Annotated in this window: 17 protein-coding genes and 1 rRNA gene; 13 read left to right on the top strand and 5 right to left on the bottom strand. The window is 40.9% G+C overall.

Annotated elements, in window-relative coordinates; translation table 11 throughout:
* Positions 1 to 17: 17 nt before the first annotated feature.
* From FHQ08_RS04380 to FHQ08_RS04360, 5 genes are all read right to left on the bottom strand, one after another.
* Positions 18 to 1397, bottom strand: a complete 1380-nt coding sequence (locus FHQ08_RS04380) for a L,D-transpeptidase family protein (RefSeq protein ID WP_230913178.1) — start codon at positions 1395 to 1397, stop codon at positions 18 to 20.
* Positions 1398 to 1600: 203 nt separating this feature from the next.
* Complete coding sequence (locus tag FHQ08_RS04375) at positions 1601 to 2581, bottom strand: L-lactate dehydrogenase (protein WP_269073867.1); 981 nt, start codon at positions 2579 to 2581, stop codon at positions 1601 to 1603.
* Positions 2582 to 2847: 266 nt separating this feature from the next.
* On the bottom strand, positions 2848 to 3351 hold the full coding sequence (locus FHQ08_RS04370) for a hypothetical protein (protein ID WP_230913177.1): 504 nt from the start codon (positions 3349 to 3351) through the stop codon (positions 2848 to 2850).
* Positions 3291 to 3602 (bottom strand): hypothetical protein, encoded by a 312-nt coding sequence (locus FHQ08_RS04365; RefSeq protein ID WP_230913176.1) that lies wholly within the window; start codon positions 3600 to 3602, stop codon positions 3291 to 3293. The genes FHQ08_RS04370 and FHQ08_RS04365 overlap by 61 nt, the downstream gene beginning before the upstream one ends.
* Positions 3595 to 4263 carry an ATP-binding cassette domain-containing protein gene (locus FHQ08_RS04360; RefSeq protein WP_230913175.1) on the bottom strand — a complete coding sequence of 223 codons (669 nt, stop codon included), beginning with the start codon at positions 4261 to 4263 and terminating at the stop codon, positions 3595 to 3597. Before FHQ08_RS04360 ends, FHQ08_RS04365 begins: the two co-directional genes overlap by 8 nt.
* Before the next feature lie 498 nt (positions 4264 to 4761).
* Here FHQ08_RS04360 and pth point away from each other — a divergent pair, with 498 nt between their 5' ends.
* The 13 genes from pth to FHQ08_RS04295 all read left to right on the top strand — a co-directional run.
* Positions 4762 to 5322 (top strand): aminoacyl-tRNA hydrolase, encoded by a 561-nt coding sequence (gene pth / locus FHQ08_RS04355; RefSeq protein WP_230913174.1) that lies wholly within the window; start codon positions 4762 to 4764, stop codon positions 5320 to 5322.
* A gap of 24 nt (positions 5323 to 5346) precedes the next feature.
* Positions 5347 to 8871 carry a transcription-repair coupling factor gene (gene mfd, locus FHQ08_RS04350; RefSeq protein WP_407929182.1) on the top strand — a complete coding sequence of 1175 codons (3525 nt, stop codon included), beginning with the start codon at positions 5347 to 5349 and terminating at the stop codon, positions 8869 to 8871.
* Between the two features lie 27 nt (positions 8872 to 8898).
* Positions 8899 to 10503 (top strand): putative polysaccharide biosynthesis protein, encoded by a 1605-nt coding sequence (locus FHQ08_RS04345; RefSeq protein WP_230913173.1) that lies wholly within the window; start codon positions 8899 to 8901, stop codon positions 10501 to 10503.
* 12 nt (positions 10504 to 10515) lie between these two features.
* Complete coding sequence (locus FHQ08_RS04340; protein WP_230913172.1) at positions 10516 to 10788, top strand: RNA-binding S4 domain-containing protein; 273 nt, start codon at positions 10516 to 10518, stop codon at positions 10786 to 10788.
* 84 nt (positions 10789 to 10872) lie between these two features.
* Complete coding sequence (locus tag FHQ08_RS04335; protein ID WP_230913171.1) at positions 10873 to 11271, top strand: FtsB family cell division protein; 399 nt, start codon at positions 10873 to 10875, stop codon at positions 11269 to 11271.
* Between the two features lie 182 nt (positions 11272 to 11453).
* Entirely contained in the window at positions 11454 to 11927 is a 474-nt protein-coding gene (locus FHQ08_RS04330; RefSeq protein ID WP_230913170.1) for a S1 domain-containing RNA-binding protein, read from the top strand.
* A 149-nt stretch (positions 11928 to 12076) separates the two neighbouring features.
* On the top strand, positions 12077 to 13492 hold the full coding sequence (gene tilS, locus FHQ08_RS04325) for a tRNA lysidine(34) synthetase TilS (RefSeq protein ID WP_230913169.1): 1416 nt from the start codon (positions 12077 to 12079) through the stop codon (positions 13490 to 13492).
* A gap of 4 nt (positions 13493 to 13496) precedes the next feature.
* On the top strand, positions 13497 to 14036 hold the full coding sequence (gene hpt / locus FHQ08_RS04320; RefSeq protein WP_230913168.1) for a hypoxanthine phosphoribosyltransferase: 540 nt from the start codon (positions 13497 to 13499) through the stop codon (positions 14034 to 14036).
* A gap of 76 nt (positions 14037 to 14112) precedes the next feature.
* Complete coding sequence (gene ftsH, locus FHQ08_RS04315; protein WP_230913167.1) at positions 14113 to 16263, top strand: ATP-dependent zinc metalloprotease FtsH; 2151 nt, start codon at positions 14113 to 14115, stop codon at positions 16261 to 16263.
* 122 nt (positions 16264 to 16385) lie between these two features.
* The gene (gene hslO, locus FHQ08_RS04310) at positions 16386 to 17270 is read left to right on the top strand and encodes an Hsp33 family molecular chaperone HslO (protein ID WP_230913166.1); all 885 of its coding nucleotides are present in this window, start codon (positions 16386 to 16388) and stop codon (positions 17268 to 17270) included.
* Positions 17271 to 17349: 79 nt separating this feature from the next.
* Positions 17350 to 18351, top strand: a complete 1002-nt coding sequence (gene dusB, locus FHQ08_RS04305; protein WP_330166067.1) for a tRNA dihydrouridine synthase DusB — start codon at positions 17350 to 17352, stop codon at positions 18349 to 18351.
* 26 nt (positions 18352 to 18377) lie between these two features.
* On the top strand, positions 18378 to 19886 hold the full coding sequence (lysS, locus tag FHQ08_RS04300) for a lysine--tRNA ligase (protein ID WP_407929180.1): 1509 nt from the start codon (positions 18378 to 18380) through the stop codon (positions 19884 to 19886).
* 407 nt (positions 19887 to 20293) lie between these two features.
* Positions 20294 to 20376: ribosomal RNA gene (locus tag FHQ08_RS04295) — 16S ribosomal RNA — on the top strand; the annotation flags it as partial.

Below are 20376 nucleotides of genomic sequence, written 5' to 3'. Positions count from 1 at the left end.
CTATTTTTGAGATAAGTTTAGTAAATAATGACGGGTGTGTTTAATGGGACGTCAGCAAATACTTGGGCCATAACACTTGGTGGTGTGTTGACACAGCCATGAGAACCATGGGCTTTGTACCAATCACCACCATAAGTTGGCTGCCAAGGGGAGTCATGTAAACCAACACCAGTATAATCGACTGGCATCCAGTAACTTACAGGTGAACTGTAATCAGAACCATCATCGTTCTTACCTTTAAGCTGTGTATTGCGGACTTTATTCCAGACCACAAAAGTACCAGATGGTGTGTCTTGTCCGGGTTTGCCAGTAACGACATCAGTGCTGATAATGACTTTACCGTCCTTGTGCACCCACATATGTTGTGCCGATTTGCTGACTTCAACATAAGTATTGCCAATATCATCACCATTTTCATTATAGCCAACACCTTGAATCAAAGGTTTGCGTGTGAAATCTTCACCTTTGAGCATCTCTGTGGCCAAAGCTTTAGCTTCACTAATACTCTTGATGGACCAACCATAGGTCCCGGCAGGTACTTGAACTGTCTGACCTTGTTCGGTCTTAAAATCACGTGTTTTATTGATAGTGCCATATTTAGCTGAAAGACTAGCAATATAACGCGCCATGCTTGTTTGATCTAAGGCAATTTTACCATCAGTGTAATTTAACCAGTTGTCAATTTCAGTTTTAGGAATTTTGGCGTCATTACCCGCAATCTTATAAGTGATATTTTCGTTTAAAATGGCATTTAACTTTTGTTTGTCACTTTGCAACTGCTTATCATCACTGGTGACATTGGGTTGTACATAAGCCTTTTTGATGTTAATTTTCGTTTGCCCTTGATCCACGGCAGCGACAATTTGTTTTTTTAGTTGTTGTTCGTCGATATTATTGCCGTAAACTTCTTTTTTGATCGTAAAACTACCGTTATCCTTGCTCAAAGTCGCATCTTTCGTTTGAACTCGGTCAGTGGCGGTTGCCTTAACAACTTGCTGGTAGAGTTGGTCTACTTTTTGCTGATTGAGTGCTAAGTTCTCAGCTTTCACACCGGTCTCACTTGGTGCCGCAAAAACTTTGAGAGACCAGCTCCATGGATTTTGCTGGTTTTTAATGGCAGTTAGTTGTTTGGCGTAATCATGGTCAATATTCAGATCTTTACCGGTAAATTGTAAAATATCCTTTTTACCCTCGACCAATTGATAGTGCTGTTTTTTAATATGTGCCTTCAGTTTTTGATTCGCTTGTTCTGGTGTTTTACCCGCGATATTTACGCCCGAATAAACAGTGTGTGGTAAGAAAACATTTTGATAACGCACACTCATTAAAACATAAAAAAGCGCGATGCCAATGACAGCAAAGATGATCCCCAATGGTACAACTTTCTTAAGATGCAACAGGTGTCAACCCCTTAATTTTAAAGTAATAACTTAGTTTCATTATACCCAGTTCCTTGTTTAAAACAATCGCAGATACCTAATTTAAACGTTTCCCTAAGGTTTAAATTAGACAATTGTTTTCATGATCATACCTAGATTTTCTGAAAAATGCAATAAAAAAGCCGGAACAAAATGTCCCGACTTTTTGAGAACTGTAAATCTTATTGACGAGTTTCAATTTCGCCTTTTTCAAAAGCGTCATCTAAAACTTTCTTCAATTGGTTTGCAGAAGACTTCATACTTTCTTGTTCATGGTCACTTAATGGAATTTCAAGAATTTCAGAGATACCATTACGGTTGATCACAGCTGGAGAACCGATATAAATATCGTTCAAGCCATATTGACCATCCATGTAAACAGAAAGTGGTAAGACAGCATTTTCGTCATCTAAGATAGCACGGGTGATCCGAGCTAATGCTGTTGCAATACCATAGAATGTTGCACCTTTAAGATCAATGATTTTATAGGCAGCATCACGAACATTTTCGAACATATCGACTAATTTGCTTTCGTCGATTTCAGGATGTTTTTTGACATATTCAGAAATCTTAATGCCGGCAACGTTAGCGTGAGACCATACAGGGAATTCTGTATCGCCATGTTCACCCATGATGTAAGCATGGACGGAACGAGCATCAACGTCAACTAATTCAGCGATAGATTGACGGAAACGTGCTGTATCCAATGAAGTACCTGAACCAACGACACGGTTCTTAGGGAAACCAGATAATTTCCAAGTCGCATAAGTTAAGATATCAACTGGGTTAGCAGCAACTAAGAAGATACCATCGAAACCAGATTCAACGATCGGATCAACGATAGATTTCAAAATCTTAAGGTTTTTGTTAACTAAGTCTAGACGAGTTTCGCCAGGTTTTTGTGGGGCACCGGCAGTAATAACAACAACGTCTGCATCTTTTGCATCTGAATATTCAGCGGAGTAGATTTCCTTAGGTTGTGTAAATGGCAAAGCATTTGATAAGTCAATTGCATCACCTTTAGTCTTATCCTTAAAGATATCAACGATACCGATTTCTTGAGCAATACCTTGTAATACTAAAGCGTAGGCGTAACTGGAACCAACAGCACCATCGCCGACAAGAATAACTTTTTGATGGTCTTTTTGTGTTGTAGATGCCAAAATGATTCATCCTTTCTGGAAAACAAATTTAACAACGGTAGTATAACACAAATTTCACTATATCGTCAGCTTTTACACAACTTTTTTCATTTTTTATTTTAATGCTGGTGAAAAACGCTGATACAGCAAATGAAAGCGAGATATGACAGTTTTATGAAAATTAGTTCATCACAAAACAATAAGGCACGTTTCTGATAAACAAATGTTTTTTGACTACGAATGATTCAAACACAAGCATTGTGCTGCTGACAATTACTTTTGACAACTTAATCGACCAATCGAACATAATTTAATCGGTGCAAGGTGAGACGCACTGCCAGGACAACTAGTGCAACTGTTAAAATGATGAAATTAATTTTTGCACCAACTATTTGATTGGTTGTGACAGCAGCTTGATTCAGAAATAAAAGCGGAACGGCTGTGATATAGGTTAGAGATTGTGGTTGAGCGCCAACGCCAATCATGAAATAGTTGCCGGAGAAAATTGGAACGGTAGTCCATTGATTTAAAATAATGAATCCAAAGCTAGCCATAGCGATTAAGCCGCCAGTGATGATGCTAATGCCTAGGGCTGTTTGCCGAATATTTTTAGATATTGTAATTAAAGCTATAACCAAAATTAGTGTTGTTAGTAGACTTAGGGGTTTTTGCCACCAATATAGGTTTGGAAATTGCCATTTTAGAGGTGTACCTGATAATGCAAAATTCGCTACGATATCATAAAAATCAAAAGCAGCATACTCATGCCACCAGCCAGTAAAGTTGTCCATAGTTGATTTTGTTTGAGCAACAGCTGCATGGCGTCGGTTCCTAAATAACCATCACGAATCATCTGCGCAATGATTGCAATAAATAAAACAACATTTGTAGCTATGAAAAATAAACTATGTGCTAAAGCCAGCCCGTTATTCAATTTATGTGTAGCGATCTGTTGATAGATAATGATTGCAAATTCGACTATCAGTGGGAACGAAAAGAGGCCTAATAATTTTTTGAAACGAAATAAAAGCCATTTATGCATGCGTTGTCATCTCCTGATAATATTGTTCGATATCTCCGTTAAAGTTCTGTTGTAGTTGTGTGCGGCTAATTTGTTGTGCGACACGGCCATTTGTCAATAGCCAAATCTCATCAAAGAGTGGGGCCAGATCTTTTAAAAGGTGTGTCACAATTAAAACCGTACTGTGGGATCGTCTAGCAGTTTGAATCATTTGATAGGTATTTTGACGATGACGTGGATCAATGGCACCCAGAGGTTCATCGAAAAGATAATAAGGGACCTGACGTGCCAAAGTGAGGGCTAACTCAGCTTGTTGCTGCATGCCTCGGGAAAGTGTATGGATCCGTTGCTGTAAATTTAAGTGTTGGGTCTTTAGAAGTGAAAGCGCTAATTGATAATTAAAGTCAGGATAGGCAGCTATGAAGAGATCAATGGCTGCTTTTAAGCGAATGTGACCGGGCAAGAAAGGTTGATCAGGTAAATACGCAATGGCGTCAGGAACTTGTCTCTGGCCCTTAAAAGTATTGATGCGTTTTAAAATATTATTGATGAGTGTAGTTTTCCCAGCACCGTTTGGCCCAATAATACCAATAGTTTTTCCATCATTGGGAATTGCAAGATTTAAGTCTGACAGTACCTGTTGTTGACCATAATTTAATGAAATATGGTGTAGTTCAATCATAAAACCACCCCTTATGACCATACTGTATTATGCATAGTATTATGCATAGTATTATGTGTCAACATATATATTTATAGTTAAAGCATTTTTTTGAAAGCCTATTTTGTTGTTTGTTATTGGAGCGTGAATCAAAAGATGTTGCCTTTTGACACACGTTTAAACCAAAATTATGCGTAATAAACAAGTGGTTAAAGGTAAAATAGTAATTTTATTTCAGCCCCAATAGGCGACTTATTAGAGTTTGATCGTTGGTATGACTAGCAAATATGGCGTCATACGTTAGGCGGCCATTTTATATGAGATATGGTATACTAAGTAGCTACACGAAACAGATGCCATGAGGTGTTTCGTGTCTATTTGAGTTCTATTTTATAAACAAACAAGGTGCATTATCTTCTAGCGTATAGTAAAAATAAAGAATGGCTAGAAATAAAACGTTAATTTGCTTGAACTACAAGGTTAAATTTTTTGCAGCTAATTATTGATGGAGGCTTTATTTTGAAAATGATCGTCGGCCTGGGTAACCCAGGCAAAAAATATGACCGTACGAAACACAATGTGGGTTTTACGGTGGTCGATACGCTTAGCAAACGGTTGAATCAGACACTGAGTAAACAAGATTTTGAAGCACAGTTTACGTCATTTATTTATAATGGTGAAAAAGTATTTTTAGTTAAACCATTAACTTATATGAATGATTCAGGCCGTGCTGTTGGGCCCTTATTACATTATTATCAAATGGCGCCGAGTGATCTGCTTGTGATTCAAGATGATATGGATATGCCGCTGGGTAAGTTACGTTTTAGAGACAAAGGTGCGTCTGGGGGGCATAACGGTATCAAAAGTATCATCGCCGCTGTGCAAACGGAACAATTTAATCGGTTAAAAGTTGGCATTCAACATCCTGATCGCAGTAAAGTGGTGGATTGGGTATTGACCCCTTTTAATAAGGATGACTTACCAATCATGCTAGCTGCCTTCGATCGGGCCGCTGAAGCAGCGATTAGTTGGCTGGATGGTCATTCGGCCAACGACATTATGAATCGTTTCAATGGCTAAAAGGAGGCTATTGACTTGGATTTAATAAATTTATTCGACCAGGCGGGTCAGATCAGTCAGGTGGCTGGTGCTTTAACTCTAGACAGTCGCCAGCTCGTCACGGGCTTAGAGGGATCAGCCAAATCCGTTTGGTTGGCTGGTCTATTAAAACAAAGTCACAAGAATATTTTGTATGTGACTGCCAATCAGCAGCAAGTCGAGTATTTGAATAGTGATTTGGTTGGTCTGGTCGGTGAAGGCGCAGTACAAGTCTTTCCCGCCGCTGAAGTTTTGGCCGCTGAAGTAGGACCTAGTTCACCGGAAGCCTTGTCCCAGCGGATTCAAGCGTTGGCGCGCTTGACGACTGGACAGCCAACCATTGTTTTAACCACATTAGCTGGCGTTCAAAAGTATGTTTCAAAACCTGATCAATTTACGCGAAGGGCTATTATGATCGATATGCAAAGCCAGCTTGATCTGACGCAATTAGCGCAGGATTTGGTGGCTATGGGTTATGTGCGCCAAAAATTAGTTGCCTCTCCCGGTGAATTTGTGATTCGTGGGGATATTTTTGATGTGTTTCCAATTAATGCCAGCTTACCGTATCGAATTGAGTTGTTTGATACTGATGTGGATAGCCTGCGTTCTTTTGATCCCGAAACCCAGCGCAGTGTGGAAAATTTGGAGCAGCTGCAATTATTACCTGCTACGGATCTGATGCTGACCAGCACACAATTACAAGCGGCTGCTGAACGCTTGACCAAACAACTGGCACAACGTTTACCAGAATTAGAAGCCGAGCCACAGCTCCAGCAGAATTTACAGCAGAAAATTCAGCAAGTGATCGATTTGTTAGATAGTGGTGGGCGGCCAGATAGATTAAGTTTATTTTTAAATGAACTTCAAGTTCAAATGGGCACGTTACTAGATTATTTTGCGTCGGCCGACACCCTCATCTTAGATGACTATCCGCGGATTTTGGAACAAAGCCGAAATCGTGAGCAAGAAGCTGCTGACTGGCAGACGCAATTGTTAGAAAATGGGGATATTTTACGTGTTGAACCCTTGGAAGCCGATTTTATAAAGCAATTAAAGAAAGATCAACGGCCACGTGTCTACCTCTCATTATTCCAAAAAGGGATGGGCCGCTTACGGTTAGATGAAATCGTCAACTTAAAAGCCCGCGTGCCACAGAAATTCTTCAGTCAGATGCCCATGGTCAAAACAGAAATGGATCACTGGGCTAAAAGTGAAGCTACGGTAGTTGTTTTGATTGATCAGGCGACTCGGCTAGAAAAGGTCGCCAGCACTTTTAGAGATTTTGAAATCAACAGTGTCATTGTTGAAGCTGATCAAATTAAACCTAATAAGATCCAATTAACATTGGGCCAACTACAGTCTGGCTTTGAACAGATCGACCAAAAGACCGTTGTTTTGACGGAGACCGAATTATTTAACCAACCGCCTAAGAAAAAAGTACGCTCGTTAGCAATTGATAATGCGGAACGTATCAAAAGCTATAATGATTTAAAGCCTGGCGATTATGTGGTCCATGTTAATCATGGGATCGGTAAGTTTTTGGGTACGCAGACTATGGCAGTCGATGGGGTACATCGTGATTATCTAACAATTCTTTATCAAAACAATGCCAAATTATTTATCCCAGTTACACAGTTGAATTTAGTTCAAAAATACGTGGCTTCTGAAGGTAAAGCACCACACATCAATAAGCTAGGCGGGACCGAATGGCAAAAGACGAAACGGCGTGTGGCCTCAAAGATTGAAGATATTGCGGATGATTTGATCGAACTTTATGCCAAACGTGAATCCGAGAAGGGGTTTGCTTTTTCACCTGACAATGCTTATCAACATGAATTTGAAGCGGCTTTTCCTTATACGGAGACAGCTGATCAACTGCGTAGTGTCGCTGAAATCAAGCATGATATGGAGCGGAGTCGGCCGATGGACCGTTTATTGGTGGGTGATGTTGGTTTTGGCAAAACGGAAGTCGCTTTAAGGGCTGCTTTTAAGGCTGTTCAAGATAATAAACAAGTGGCTTTCTTAGTGCCAACTACGATTTTAGCGCAGCAGCACTTTGAAACTATGACCCAGCGTTTTGCTGACTTTCCGGTAAATATTGGGGTGTTATCTCGCTTTCAAAGTCGAGCTCAAGTTACCGAAACGCTTAAGAAGTTAAAGAACGGTCAGCTTGATATTGTGGTCGGTACACACCGACTGCTGTCACAAGACGTGCGCTTTAGTGATTTAGGCTTGCTAATTATTGATGAGGAGCAGCGGTTTGGCGTTAAGCACAAAGAAAAAATCAAACAGTTGCGGGCAAACATTGATGTGTTGACTTTGACGGCGACACCAATTCCCCGAACGTTAAACATGTCGATGGTGGGGGTTCGGGATTTGTCTGTCATTGAAACACCGCCCACCAATCGTTACCCAATTCAGACGTATGTTATGGAACAAAATGCTGGGGCAATTCGGGAAGCCATCAAACGTGAAATTGAACGTAACGGACAAGTGTTTTACTTACACAACCGAGTCAGTGATATTGAACGCGTTGTTGACCAATTACAACAGTTGGTTCCCGAAGCAACTATTGTTTATGCCCACGGTCAGATGACTGAAGTTCAACTGGAAAATGTCATTATGAGTTTTGTCAATGGCGAGGCGGACGTGCTGGTGGCAACGACGATTATTGAATCTGGCATCGACATGCCCAATGCAAATACAATGATTGTTGAGAATGCGGATCATTATGGCCTATCACAACTGTATCAGCTGCGGGGACGAGTCGGTCGCAGCAGCCGGGTGGCCTATGCTTACTTTACTTATAAGCCTGACAAGGTTTTGACCGAAGTGAGTGAAAAAAGACTACAAGCTATTAAGGACTTTACTGAGCTAGGCTCAGGTTTCAAAATTGCGATGCGCGATCTTTCCATTCGTGGTGCCGGGAATTTGTTAGGCGCCCAGCAGCACGGCTTTATTGATAGTGTCGGCTATGATCTTTATTCACAGATGTTATCTGAAGCTGTAGCTAAGAAGAAAGGTGATGCAGCCGTCAAGCGAACGGACAGTGAAATTGATCTCAAAGTTGAAGCTTATATTCCTTCAGACTATATTGAAGATGAACAGCAAAAAATTGAGATGTATAAACGTATCCGTCAAATTGATGCCGCTCAAGACATTGAGGCCATTGAAGATGACTTGATCGACCGCTTTGGGGATTATCCGATTGAAGTGAAGCGGCTGTTGCAGATTGCTGAGTTGAAAATGGCAGCTGATCAAGCTTTGGTAACCAACGTCAATCAACAAGCTCAAAAAGTTACGGTTGTTTTATCGCAACAGGGCTTTGCTCTCATTAAGGGTGAGGGGGTTTTCAAAGCTCTGGCTAAGACAAAACTCCATGCTAGTGTCCAAGATGAGACAAAAGATATTAAAGTTATTTTAACGATTCAGCCCAAGATGGGGCTAGATGATTGGCTGCCACAAATTGTTGCTTTTGTTGCTGGATTAGCGCAACAGGTCAGTGATGGTGCAGCCGTTAAAAATAAGTAGCGTTTCTAACCGATAAGGGAGAAATTTATGCCCAAAAATTCTGCGAAAAATTTAATGCGGGGGGCTTTATTGCTCTCAGTTTCAGCATTAATTGCGAAAGTACTTAGTGCCGTGTACCGAATTCCCTTTCAAAATTTAGTTGGCAATACGGGTTTTTATGTGTATCAGCAGGTTTATCCAATTTATGGGATCGGTATGACATTAGCCTTATCTGGACTACCTAATTTTATTTCAAAGTTAGTTGCCGAACAGGCTGATATTGATTTACGACAGCGCCTTTTAAAGCGCAGTTTTGTATTGATCAGTATCCTAAGCCTTGGTATTTTTAGCTTATTATATTTGCAAGCGGGCCCTATTGCACAACTTATGGGGGATGGTCAGCTAGCAAGCTTGATTCGAACAGTTGCTTTTATGTTTTTACTAACACCTTTTTTGTCTGTACTCAGAGGCTATTTCCAGGGCACTTTTGACATGCGGCCCACAGCCATTTCTCAAGTGGTAGAGCAGCTCGTTCGTGTTGGTGTGATTTTACTTGCGGCGAGTTTATTTGTGCATCATCATTGGAGCTACTATAAGATGGGCACTGTGGCGATGAGCGGCGCGTTTCTAGGTGGACTAATCGCTTTAGCCGTGATGCTGCCAGCTTATTGTCGATTTAAACAGCCATCGCAGCTTAGCCCTACGATTGCTGAACAAGCGTTAGAACAATTGCGTTATATACACTTGACCAAACGATTTTTGCTGGAGGGTGGGTCGATTGCATTATTCTCAGCAACCATGGTTATCTTTCAGCTATTGGACTCTTTTTCGGTGACTAAAGGGTTGATCGAAAGCGGTCAAACCAATCAGCTGGCTTATAACTTAAAGGGTATTTATGACCGAGCCCAACCGTTAGTTCAGATGGGCTTGGTCGTTACCATGGCTTTTGTGACGACATTACTGCCTGCTCTGAGTAATGCCCGCCAAGCGAATAAAAAAGTGCTTTTTATCAAAGTGACCCAACAGCTTGTGCACCTAGCTTTGGTCTTATCAGCGGCGGCTAGCGTTGGGTTGATTGTGTTGATGCCTTGGATCAACCAGCTTCTTTTTGGCGATCGCCAAGGTAGTCTGACTTTGGCGCTTTATATGGTTAGTATTATGCTAGTAGCTTTAATCAACGTTTTTAGTAGTGTTTTGCAGAGCTTAGATCATTTTAAGGTTGCAACGGTAGCCTTATTATCTGGATTTATAATTAAATTGATGTTTAATCAAATTTTCACGCGTGTGTTTGGCATTGCTGGAAGTAGCTTCGTCACAATTATTGCGTTAGGTTGGATCGCCTTTATTTTATTTTTACGGACACCAACTTATTTGAAGCAGGCCGTCTTCAACCATAATTTTATTTTTCGACTATTGTTAGCAGTGCTCATCATGGGCGGCGTTGTCTTGTTATTAGCCGTTTATTTGCAGTTATGGTTGCCCAATAATCGAGTTGGGGCTGGCATCACAACTTTAGTCGGTATTTTTGGTGGTATCTTGGTATTTTTGGGCGCTATGGTAAAATTACAGGTATTGAGTACACGAGAATGGTTAGCTTTGCCTTATGTTGGCCGATTATTGCGCCATTGGCAGACTAAAAAACATAAGTTTTGAGGAGGATGACTCATGCGGTTAGATAAATTTTTAAAGGTGTCACGGATTATTAAGCGGCGGCCAGTTGCTAAGCAGATTGCTGATCAAGGGCGAATCCTGATCAACGATAAGGTTGCGAAATCTTCTAGTGAAGTGGCCGTTGGCGATCAATTAGAGATTCGGTTTGGCAATCGTACGTTAGTTTTAAAAGTCAATAATCTCAGAGATTCGACTAAAAAAGAAGATGCGGCTGAAATGTATACAACGATTTCAGAAAATTATCGGCAAAATGATAATTTTATCTAAAGATTTTTAAAGCCGTTTCATTGAAAATTCTGAGTGCGTTATACTGTTTTTTATAAGTATGAACGTATTTCGGGAGAATTAGCCATGATTGAGAAGAATATGGATTCGGAAAACGTAAAATCACTGAATAACGATTTTACAAAAATACAAACTTTAAAAAATATCAATGATCGCCGTAAACAATATGTTCGACAAGTGCATAAGCGACGACTTTATCTGATTGCGATTCTTTTGAGTATTGTGACGGCTTTTCTGGGGCTACAGATTTTTCAAACCCATCGGAATACCCAACAGCTTCAAAGTCAGGTGCAAATGAGTAAGACACAACTACAGAAAGCTCAAACACAGAATACAGATCTAAAGCAAAATGTACAGCAATTGAATAATGCTGATTATTTGGAAAAAGTCATTCGAGAAAAGTACTACTACTCTAAACCAGGCGAAATTATTTTTAGCTTGCCTGGTGATAAACCTCAAAATTAATTTTGTAATGGTCTATGCTGCTGCGGCTTATTAGCACTTAGGCCTTTTGTGGGTTTAAATAATTGGCCTATCTATTTTCTGGATTTGGTTTTGATGTGAGAAATTTTATTATTTAGGGTTGAACACTTTTCTCTAAATGCTATACTTATTGATACACAAACTAAGGAGGACTTTTCAGTTTTATGTCGATCGAAATTGGCGCGAAAGTTAAGGGCAAGGTTACAGGGATTACAAATTTTGGGGCGTTTGTTGATCTAGGTGATCATCAAACTGGTTTAGTGCATATTAGTGAGATCTCTGATAGCTATGTCAAGGATATTCATGATGTTTTGGCAGTTGGTGATGAGGTCACAGTCAAAGTGCTTTCCATGAAAGATGGTAAAATTGGTCTTTCGATTCGTAAAGCTCAGGACAAACCAAACCCTGTTGCGGCTACCAATAACACGAACACGCACACCCATAGTCATCCGCAACACAGATCACAAGGACATCGTAGCTCCAGCTCTAATCAATTCAGTTCAAAAAACAGTAATAACAATGGTAAGGATTTTGATTCATTGTTGTCTGGCTTTTTGAAGGAAAGTGAAGATCGCTTAACATCGCTTAAACGTAATACTGAAGGTAAACGTGGCGGTCGTGGCGGTCGTCGCAGCTAGACTCGACACCAACAAATTGATCAGGACTCTACAAGTTACGTATCAGTGATAGCCCAATTTGTACTGACGGTTCATGACAAGATTTTTGTTGTGAGACCGTCTTTTTATTTGCTTACTTAACCATTGAGTTTAAACTCGTTTATTTAGAGATGGAAGGTGATTATGACGTGATCGATTTGCAGAATCACTTTGAGCAGCATATTCAGCAAGAAAGACTCTGGACGAGAACGGACCGCTTGCTTCTTGCAGTTTCTGGCGGTGTTGATTCCATGGTATTGTTAGACTTAGTGCGTCATTTGCCCACGCCGCAGCGGCCAAAATTTGCGGTAGTTTATGTGGACCATCATTTACGCGCTCAGAGTGTACTTGAAACCGAGTACCTCAGTGACTATCTGCAGCAGCATCAAATTCGCTTTTTTAAAGCTGATTGGCTGCCGGAGATGCACCCTAAGTCTGGTGTCGAAAATGCAGCGCGTCAATTCCGTTATCAGTTTTTTGCGGAAGTTATGCAGCAGCAGCATTATAATATTTTGGTAACAGCACATCATAGTGATGATTTAGCAGAAACAGTTTTGATGAACCTTACGCGTTCTGGTGAATTATCGGCGATCAATAGCTTAAAGTCACAGCGGATCTTTGCAAGTGGCCGATTGGTAAGACCGTTGTTGGGATATACGAAGCAAATGTTAGTGACTTATGCGCAAAAGCGGGCCCTACATTTTTTTGAAGATGAAACTAATGCTAGTGACCAGTATTTTCGCAATCGTTTGCGGCATCATGTGATCCCACAGTTAAAATCAGAAAATCCTCGGTTTAATCAACATATCAATCAATTTAATGAAGACCTAACCGATGTGTTAGCTTTACAAAAGACATTCGCACCTGTTCTTTTTGAACGTGCACAAATTAAAGTTACGGCTGGGGCGATCACTGGTAAAGTACAAAAACTACAAACATTTGCACCAGGGATACAAAAACAGTTGTTACGCCTCGCTTGGCAGATTTGTTTTCCCGAAGCTGGCTTAAAGCAAAGCCAGCTCCAAGAAATGGTGGCATTAATCGATCAAGTGCGGCCGCAAGCAACTTTGAACTTAGCAGATCAGTTGATTTTTAGAAAAGTTTATGATCATTATTTAATCAAAAAAAATCAGTCTCAAGTGCCACGTAATGATGCTGTAATTGCATTAAAATTAAATCGTTGGCACCAAATTTCTGCGACTGAACGCGTGGGCGTCTTTGCATCTAATCAAGGACAAATGCAACGTAGCCAATCAGGAATTATCATGAGACCGATCGAGCTGACTGGGGCAGATTTGCCAATCGTGGTTAGGCATCGTTTGCCTGGTGATAAATATTTATTGGCGAATGGGCATCATGGCAAGCTTAAAAAATTGTTTATTGATGCGCACGTGCCCCAAAGTCAACGTCAAGGTTTCTGGCTGTTTTGGTCCCAAAAACAATTGTTATGGATTCCAAATTTCCGTACCTTTCAATTGTTTCGATCCAGCGGAACTGATAAAATGAAATTCATATTGTGTTATCAGCAAAAGCCTAAGGAGAAGTAATTGCATGCAAAATGATGTACTTGAGGTCTTATACTCAAAACAAACCATTGCCGCGAAAGTTCAGGAACTTGGTACTCAGATCAAGCAAGATTATGCCGGCAAGAACCCGTTGATGATTGGTGTTTTAAAGGGCGCCATTATCTTTATGACGGATCTTATTCGCGAAATCGATGATTTTGTGGAAGTAGATTTCATGGATGTATCTAGTTATGGGGACGCTACAGTTTCTTCTGGCGAGGTTAAAATTCTTAAGGATCTGGATACATCTGTTGCTGGGCGTGATATTATTATTGTTGAGGATATTGTTGATAGTGGTCGGACGCTGGATTATTTGATCAAGTTGTTTGAAACTCGAGCCGCAAATTCAGTGGCCATTTGTGCTTTAATGGACAAGCCAGAAGGCCGCATCAAGAATGTTCGTGCTGATTATGTCGGTTTTAGCGTGCCAGATGCCTTTGTGGTTGGCTACGGACTAGACTATGCCGAAAGATATCGCAATTTACCTTATATAGGTATCTTAAAACCTGAAATTTATGAAAATTAAATCATTCGTCAGCTTTCAAGGTTTGTGCTATCATGCATTTTATAGAGACTGATCAAAACAAAATAGGAGGTACCGTATGAAGAATAAAAAAAATGGACTATTTGGTAATAGTCTGTTTTACATTTTTATTTTTGTGGTCATTATTGCGATTGTCGGCTGGTTTGTCGGGAATAACAATAATCAAGCAACGTCACAAACTGTAAGCTCCTCGACGTTTGTGAAAGATTTACAAGATAATAAAGTTAAATCTTTCTCAATTCAACCATCTAATGGTGTTTACAAAGTGACGGGGGCTTACCGCAAACCACAAAAGATAGAACAAAATAATAACAGCTTTGGTCTACTTTCCGGTAAGAGCAATAGCACCGCATCAAATTTTAGTACGACTGTTCTATCATCTGATTCATTAGTCTCACAGATCAATCAATCGGCTAAAAGGCATAATGTGGCTATCAATACCAGTGAGGAGTCACAGTCTGGTCTATGGCTGACGATTTTGTCCATGATTTTGCCATTCATCCTTGTGTTCGTTTTCCTATACATGATGATGGGGCAAGCAGGACAAGGTGGTGGCGGCAATGGTCGGGTAATGAACTTTGGCAAATCCAAGGCTAAACCACAAGACCCTAAGAAGAACAAAGTTCGTTTTTCTGATGTTGCTGGTGCCGAAGAAGAAAAACAAGAATTGGTCGAAGTTGTCGAATTCTTGAAAGATCCACGGAAGTTTGCTTCGTTAGGCGCTCGTATCCCAGCAGGTGTTTTACTTGAGGGCCCTCCTGGTACTGGTAAAACTCTGCTTGCACGTGCCGTTGCTGGTGAAGCTGGCGTGCCATTCTTCTCGATTTCTGGTTCAGATTTTGTAGAGATGTTTGTCGGTGTTGGTGCCAGTCGTGTCCGTGATTTATTCGAAAATGCTAAGAAAAACGCACCATCGATCATTTTCATTGATGAAATTGATGCCGTTGGTCGGCAGCGTGGGGCTGGACTTGGCGGCGGTCATGATGAACGTGAACAAACGTTGAATCAATTGTTAGTTGAAATGGATGGATTTACTGGTAATGAAGGCGTTATTGTCATTGCCGCAACCAACCGTTCAGATGTACTGGATCCAGCGTTACTGCGTCCTGGGCGTTTCGACCGTAAAATTTTAGTTGGCCGTCCTGATGTTAAAGGCCGGGAAGCAATTTTGAAAGTCCATGCTAAAAACAAACCATTTGCGAATGATGTTGATTTGAAAGAAATTGCACATCAAACACCTGGTTTTGTTGGTGCTGACTTGGAGAACTTGTTAAACGAAGCGGCTTTAGTTGCCGCACGGCGTAGTAAGACCAAGATAGATGCTTCTGATATCGATGAGGCAGAAGATCGTGTGATTGCTGGGCCAGCCAAAAAAGATCGCGTGATTGCACCGAAAGAGCGGCACATGGTTGCCTATCATGAAGCTGGACATGCGATTATCGGTTTAGTTTTAAGTGATTCACGGGTTGTTCGTAAAGTAACGATTGTCCCTCGTGGTCGCGCAGGCGGTTATGCGATCATGCTACCTAAAGATGATCAATTCTTGATGACTAAAAAGGAACTTAATGAACAGATTATTGGGTTGCTTGGTGGTCGTACAGCTGAAGAAATCATCTTTAATAGCGAATCTAGTGGGGCATCTAATGACTTTGAACAAGCGACTCAAATTGCTCGAAGCATGGTCACCCAATATGGGATGTCCACTAAACTTGGGACAGTTGCCCTTGAGAGTAGTGGGGCACCGTTCGTTGGTGCTGAATATGGCCAAGGTCCAGCTTATTCGCAAGATACAGCAGCAGCTATTGATAATGAGGTTCGGCGGATCATTGATGAAGCCCACCAAAAGGCTCATGATATTATCGAATCTCATCGTGATCAACATAAAGCTATTGCTGAAGCATTGCTGAAGTATGAAACGCTTAATGAGAAGCAAATTCTCAGCCTGTATAATACGGGTAAGATGCCAGCTGACGAATCAACAGATGAATTTCCAAGTGAAAGTGCAGCCACTTTTGAAGAAGCTAAAAAAGCGGCTGAAGCAAAAGATATGCACAAACAAGCATCTGAAGATACTGAAGTTAAGCAAACCGAGTCTGATACTTCGAAGTCTGCGGATCAATCACCACAGACTGATCATTCAAAGACAGATACACCATCTGAAACAGCAACACATGATGATTCAGAGCATGATCCTAAAAATGAGCAGTAATTAAAAAAGATTGAAATTTTTACAAAAGTTGAGACAATGTTGGTTGTCTCAATTTTTTTGTATACAATTAGAATGATAGGTCGTTATTTTAGATGACAAAGAAAATAGGAGTGTCGTAAAACGTGAGTGATTATTTAACTAAGGCAATTAGTAATGATGGATTATTGCGGGCCTACGCCGTTGATGCCACTGAGTTAGTTCAAGAAGCCCAGCAACGTCATGATACTTGGAGTGCTTCTTCAGCAGCCATGGGACGTTCAATGGTAGGTACCTTATTGATCAGTACAGCTACATTGCAGGGTGAACAGAAGCTGACGACTCGAGTTGTTGGTGATGGACCTGTAGGGGCAATTGTCGTGGATGGCAATGCTAATGGCGATATTAAAGGTTACGTGCAGCACCCTCAAGTGAATTTACCTTTGAATCCGGTGGGCAAGATCGACGTACGTCGTGCAGTTGGCACCAAAGGCATGCTCAGTGTGACTAAAGATTTAGGTTTAAAAGAACCTTTTACTGGACAAGTACCCTTAGTTTCTGGGGAATTAGGTGAGGATTTTACTTATTATTTAGCAAAATCCGAGCAGATTCCATCAGCAGTCGGCTTATCCGTTTTTGTTAACGCCGATAATACCATTGGCGTTGCCGGTGGCTTTATGATTCAGGTTTTACCCAACGCTGATGAAACACAATTAAGTCAAATTGAACGTAATATTCGCGATCTGCCACTGGTATCTGAGCTGTTGCGTCAAGGAGATACCCCAGAGAAAATCATTGAGCGTATTTTAGGCAAGCATCAGTTCAAAATCCTTGAGCAAATGCCAGTACAATTTAAATGTGATTGTTCAAAGGCACATTTTGGCGACGTCATGGTATCGCTTGGCAAAAATGAATTGCAAAAAATGATTGATGAAGATGGCGGCGCTGAAGCAGTTTGTAAGTTCTGTGGTAATAAGTATGAATATTCCGTTGCTGATTTGCAGGCGCTGATCGTCCAGAGTGAAGGTTAATTTTTTTGATATAGAACCTTGTTTTGTGTTAGGATTGTTGCTATCAGTGTGAACTTTTTGACTAGGAGGTCAATGAATAGTGGAGTGGAAAATCGGTGACGTAACGATTCCAAATCAGATTGTGGTTGCGCCTATGGCAGGTATTACCAATGCTGCATTTCGAATTACCGCTAAAGAGTTTGGTGCCGGACTTGTTGTCTGTGAAATGATCAGTGATCGTGGCATCATGCATCATAACCAAAAAACAATGAGCATGTTATTTGTCGACCCTAATGAACACCCAATCAGTATCCAAATTTTTGGTGGTACGAAAGAAACTTTAGTGCAAGCAGCTGAATTCATCGATCAAAATACCAGTGCCGATATTATTGATATTAATATGGGCTGCCCAGTAAACAAAGTCGTTAAGACTGATGCCGGCGCACGTTGGTTATTAGATCCTGACAAAGTTTATGAGATGGTAAAAGCCGTTGTTAGCAATGTACACAAACCGGTTACGGTCAAGATGCGTACCGGTTGGGATGAAGATCATATCTTAGCGGTTGAGAATGCTTTAGCTGCACAAGAGGCGGGCGCCAGTGCTTTAGCAATGCATGGTCGGACACGAAAACAGATGTATACAGGACATGCTGATTGGGACCTTTTAGCGAAAGTGAGTGCGCAGTTAACGATCCCGTTCATGGGTAATGGTGACGTTCGAACACCTCAGGATGCTAAACGTATGCTGGATGAAGTTGGCGCGGATGCTGTTATGGTCGGCCGCGCCGCTTTGGGCAATCCTTGGGTTCTCAAGCAGATGCTGGCTTATATTGAAGATGGTGAGTTACTGCCCGAACCAACACCTAGAGAAAAAATCGAAACTGCAAAGCTACAATTGGGCCGTCTAGTTGACCTAAAAGGTGAAAAAATCGCTGTTCCTGAATTTAGACAGCAGGCAGCCTATTACCTCAAAGGCATTCCGCGTGCTGCGAAAACGCGAGCAAAAGTGAATTCAGTTATGACGCGTCAAGAAGTTATCGATATCTTGGATGATTTTGTTACACAAACAGAAGCACGGGAACAGCAAAAAGCTGTACATTAAATCTATATATTTAGGAGTGGGATGCATTGGCAAAGAATGAAAGTAAAGAGATGAACGATCAACTCCGAGTTCGGCGGGAAAAACTGCAAGAACTCATTGATGAAGGCATTGACCCCTTCGGACATCGTTTTGAGCGCTCGGATTTGGCTCGTGATTTGGAAGAGAAGTATGGTGCGCAATCCAAAGAAACATTAGAAGAACACCCAATTGTCGTGACGATTGCTGGCAGAATGCAAACGAAACGTGGTAAGGGCAAGGTTGGATTTGCGGATATCCATGATCGTTCAGGAAAAATTCAAATCTATGTGCGTAAGGATGTTGTTGGTGAAGAAAACTATCACATTTTTAAGCGTTCTGATTTGGGTGATTTTCTAGGTGTTGAAGGTGAAGTTATGCGGACGGATACGGGAGAGTTGACGGTCAAAGCAACACATGTCACTTTTCTATCCAAGGCATTACGGCCATTACCAGATAAATATCACGGTCTAACTAACGTAGAACAAAAGTATCGGCAGCGTTATTTGGATTTGATTGCCAATCCAGATAGTTTTGAGCGTTTCATGAAACGTACCAAAATTATTAACGCAGTTCGGACTTATTTGAATCAAAATGGGTTTACAGAAGTAGAAACACCAGTACTGCATACGCAAGCTGGTGGCGCTGCTGCCCGGCCTTTTGTGACACACCATAATGCATTGGATATTGACCTTTATTTACGGATTGCTTTGGAATTACATTTGAAGCGACTGATTGTTGGTGGGATGGAACGTGTATACGAAATCGGCCGCGTATTTCGTAATGAAGGTATCGATACAAAGCATAATCCTGAGTTTACCGAATTAGAAAGTTATGCGGCATACTTTGATTTTACTGATGTTATGGATGAGACTGAGGGTATTTTTCGGCAGGCTGCCAAGGCAGTTGATGATTCTGGTAAAGTTACCTATCAAGGTGAAGCGGTCGATCTAGATAAGCCATTTAAACGAATCCATATGGTGGATGCGATCAAGTCTGTGACTGGCGTTGATTTTTGGCCTAAGATGTCCTTAGAAGCGGCTCGGAAAATTGCCGATGAACATGGCGTACATTATGAAGCTTATTGGCAAGTTGGGCATATTATTAATGCGTTCTTTGATGAATTTGTTGAAGACACACTTAAAGAACCAACCTTTATTTATGGACACCCAATTGAAGTCTCACCTTTAGCTAAAAAGAATAAAGATGATGATCGTTTTGTTGATCGGTTCGAATTATTTATTTTGGGCAATGAGTATGCCAACGCCTTTACGGAATTGAATGATCCGATTGATCAACGTCAACGTTTTGAAGCACAAGCAGCTGAACGTGCTGCTGGTAACGACGAAGCGCAGGGCATTGATGAAGACTTTGTGGAAGCATTAGAATACGGTATGCCGCCAACTGGTGGATTGGGTATCGGAATTGATCGTTTAGTTATGCTATTAACAGATGCACCATCTATTCGAGACGTTCTTTTGTTTCCAACAATGCGGCCAGAAAGTACAGAACAGGATTAATCAGTTAACAGCTGAAACTTGCTACATTGCAGGTTACAGCTGTTTTTTTATTTTTCAGAACATTTTTTGATTTTTTTAGTGACATTACAATGCATAGCTGGTATACTGTTTCTTGCGCCAAAAAAGATTGTTATTCTATGTTGGCCGGTTCGATTACATATTGGTATAGCGTTTGATCTTAAAAAAAGATGAAATTTTATGTTGACATTTTGTTTCGAACTTGATATATTATTATAGTTGTCTGATTGAGTTAATCACTTGCTGATAGCCTTTCAGCAACAAGGTAGACCTTTGAAAACTGAACAAAGTTTCGATAATCAAATGTGCAGGCTAGACCTTTTGGTCTAACAAACATTTGCGAAGTCAATTCGCTAGCAACAAATAATAATGAGTCACAAACTTGAACTTTAGTTGAGAGTTTGATCCTGGCTCAGGACGAACGCTGGCGGCGTGCCTAATACATGCAAGTCGAACGAGAAACTTCTACCGA

It is taken from the genome of Agrilactobacillus fermenti (assembly GCF_021030645.1).
In the GTDB taxonomy this organism is placed as follows: Bacteria; Bacillota; Bacilli; order Lactobacillales; family Lactobacillaceae; genus Agrilactobacillus; species Agrilactobacillus fermenti.
This window is presented reverse-complemented; position numbering and strand designations above follow the sequence as displayed.

What these genes read in the sequence shown, in the direction of transcription:
- ftsH (WP_230913167.1), top strand. Translation starts at nt 14,113, where the DNA reads ATGAAGAATAAAAAAAATGGACTATTTGGTAATAGTCTGTTTTACATT.
- FHQ08_RS04360 (WP_230913175.1), bottom strand. Translation starts at nt 4,263, where the DNA reads ATGATTGAACTACACCATATTTCATTAAATTATGGTCAACAACAGGTA.
- hpt (WP_230913168.1), top strand. Translation starts at nt 13,497, where the DNA reads ATGCAAAATGATGTACTTGAGGTCTTATACTCAAAACAAACCATTGCC.
- FHQ08_RS04345 (WP_230913173.1), top strand. Translation starts at nt 8,899, where the DNA reads ATGCCCAAAAATTCTGCGAAAAATTTAATGCGGGGGGCTTTATTGCTC.
- FHQ08_RS04370 (WP_230913177.1), bottom strand. Translation starts at nt 3,351, where the DNA reads ATGGACAACTTTACTGGCTGGTGGCATGAGTATGCTGCTTTTGATTTT.
- FHQ08_RS04335 (WP_230913171.1), top strand. Translation starts at nt 10,873, where the DNA reads ATGATTGAGAAGAATATGGATTCGGAAAACGTAAAATCACTGAATAAC.
- FHQ08_RS04330 (WP_230913170.1), top strand. Translation starts at nt 11,454, where the DNA reads ATGTCGATCGAAATTGGCGCGAAAGTTAAGGGCAAGGTTACAGGGATT.
- FHQ08_RS04365 (WP_230913176.1), bottom strand. Translation starts at nt 3,602, where the DNA reads ATGCATAAATGGCTTTTATTTCGTTTCAAAAAATTATTAGGCCTCTTT.
- tilS (WP_230913169.1), top strand. Translation starts at nt 12,077, where the DNA reads ATGGAAGGTGATTATGACGTGATCGATTTGCAGAATCACTTTGAGCAG.
- FHQ08_RS04340 (WP_230913172.1), top strand. Translation starts at nt 10,516, where the DNA reads ATGCGGTTAGATAAATTTTTAAAGGTGTCACGGATTATTAAGCGGCGG.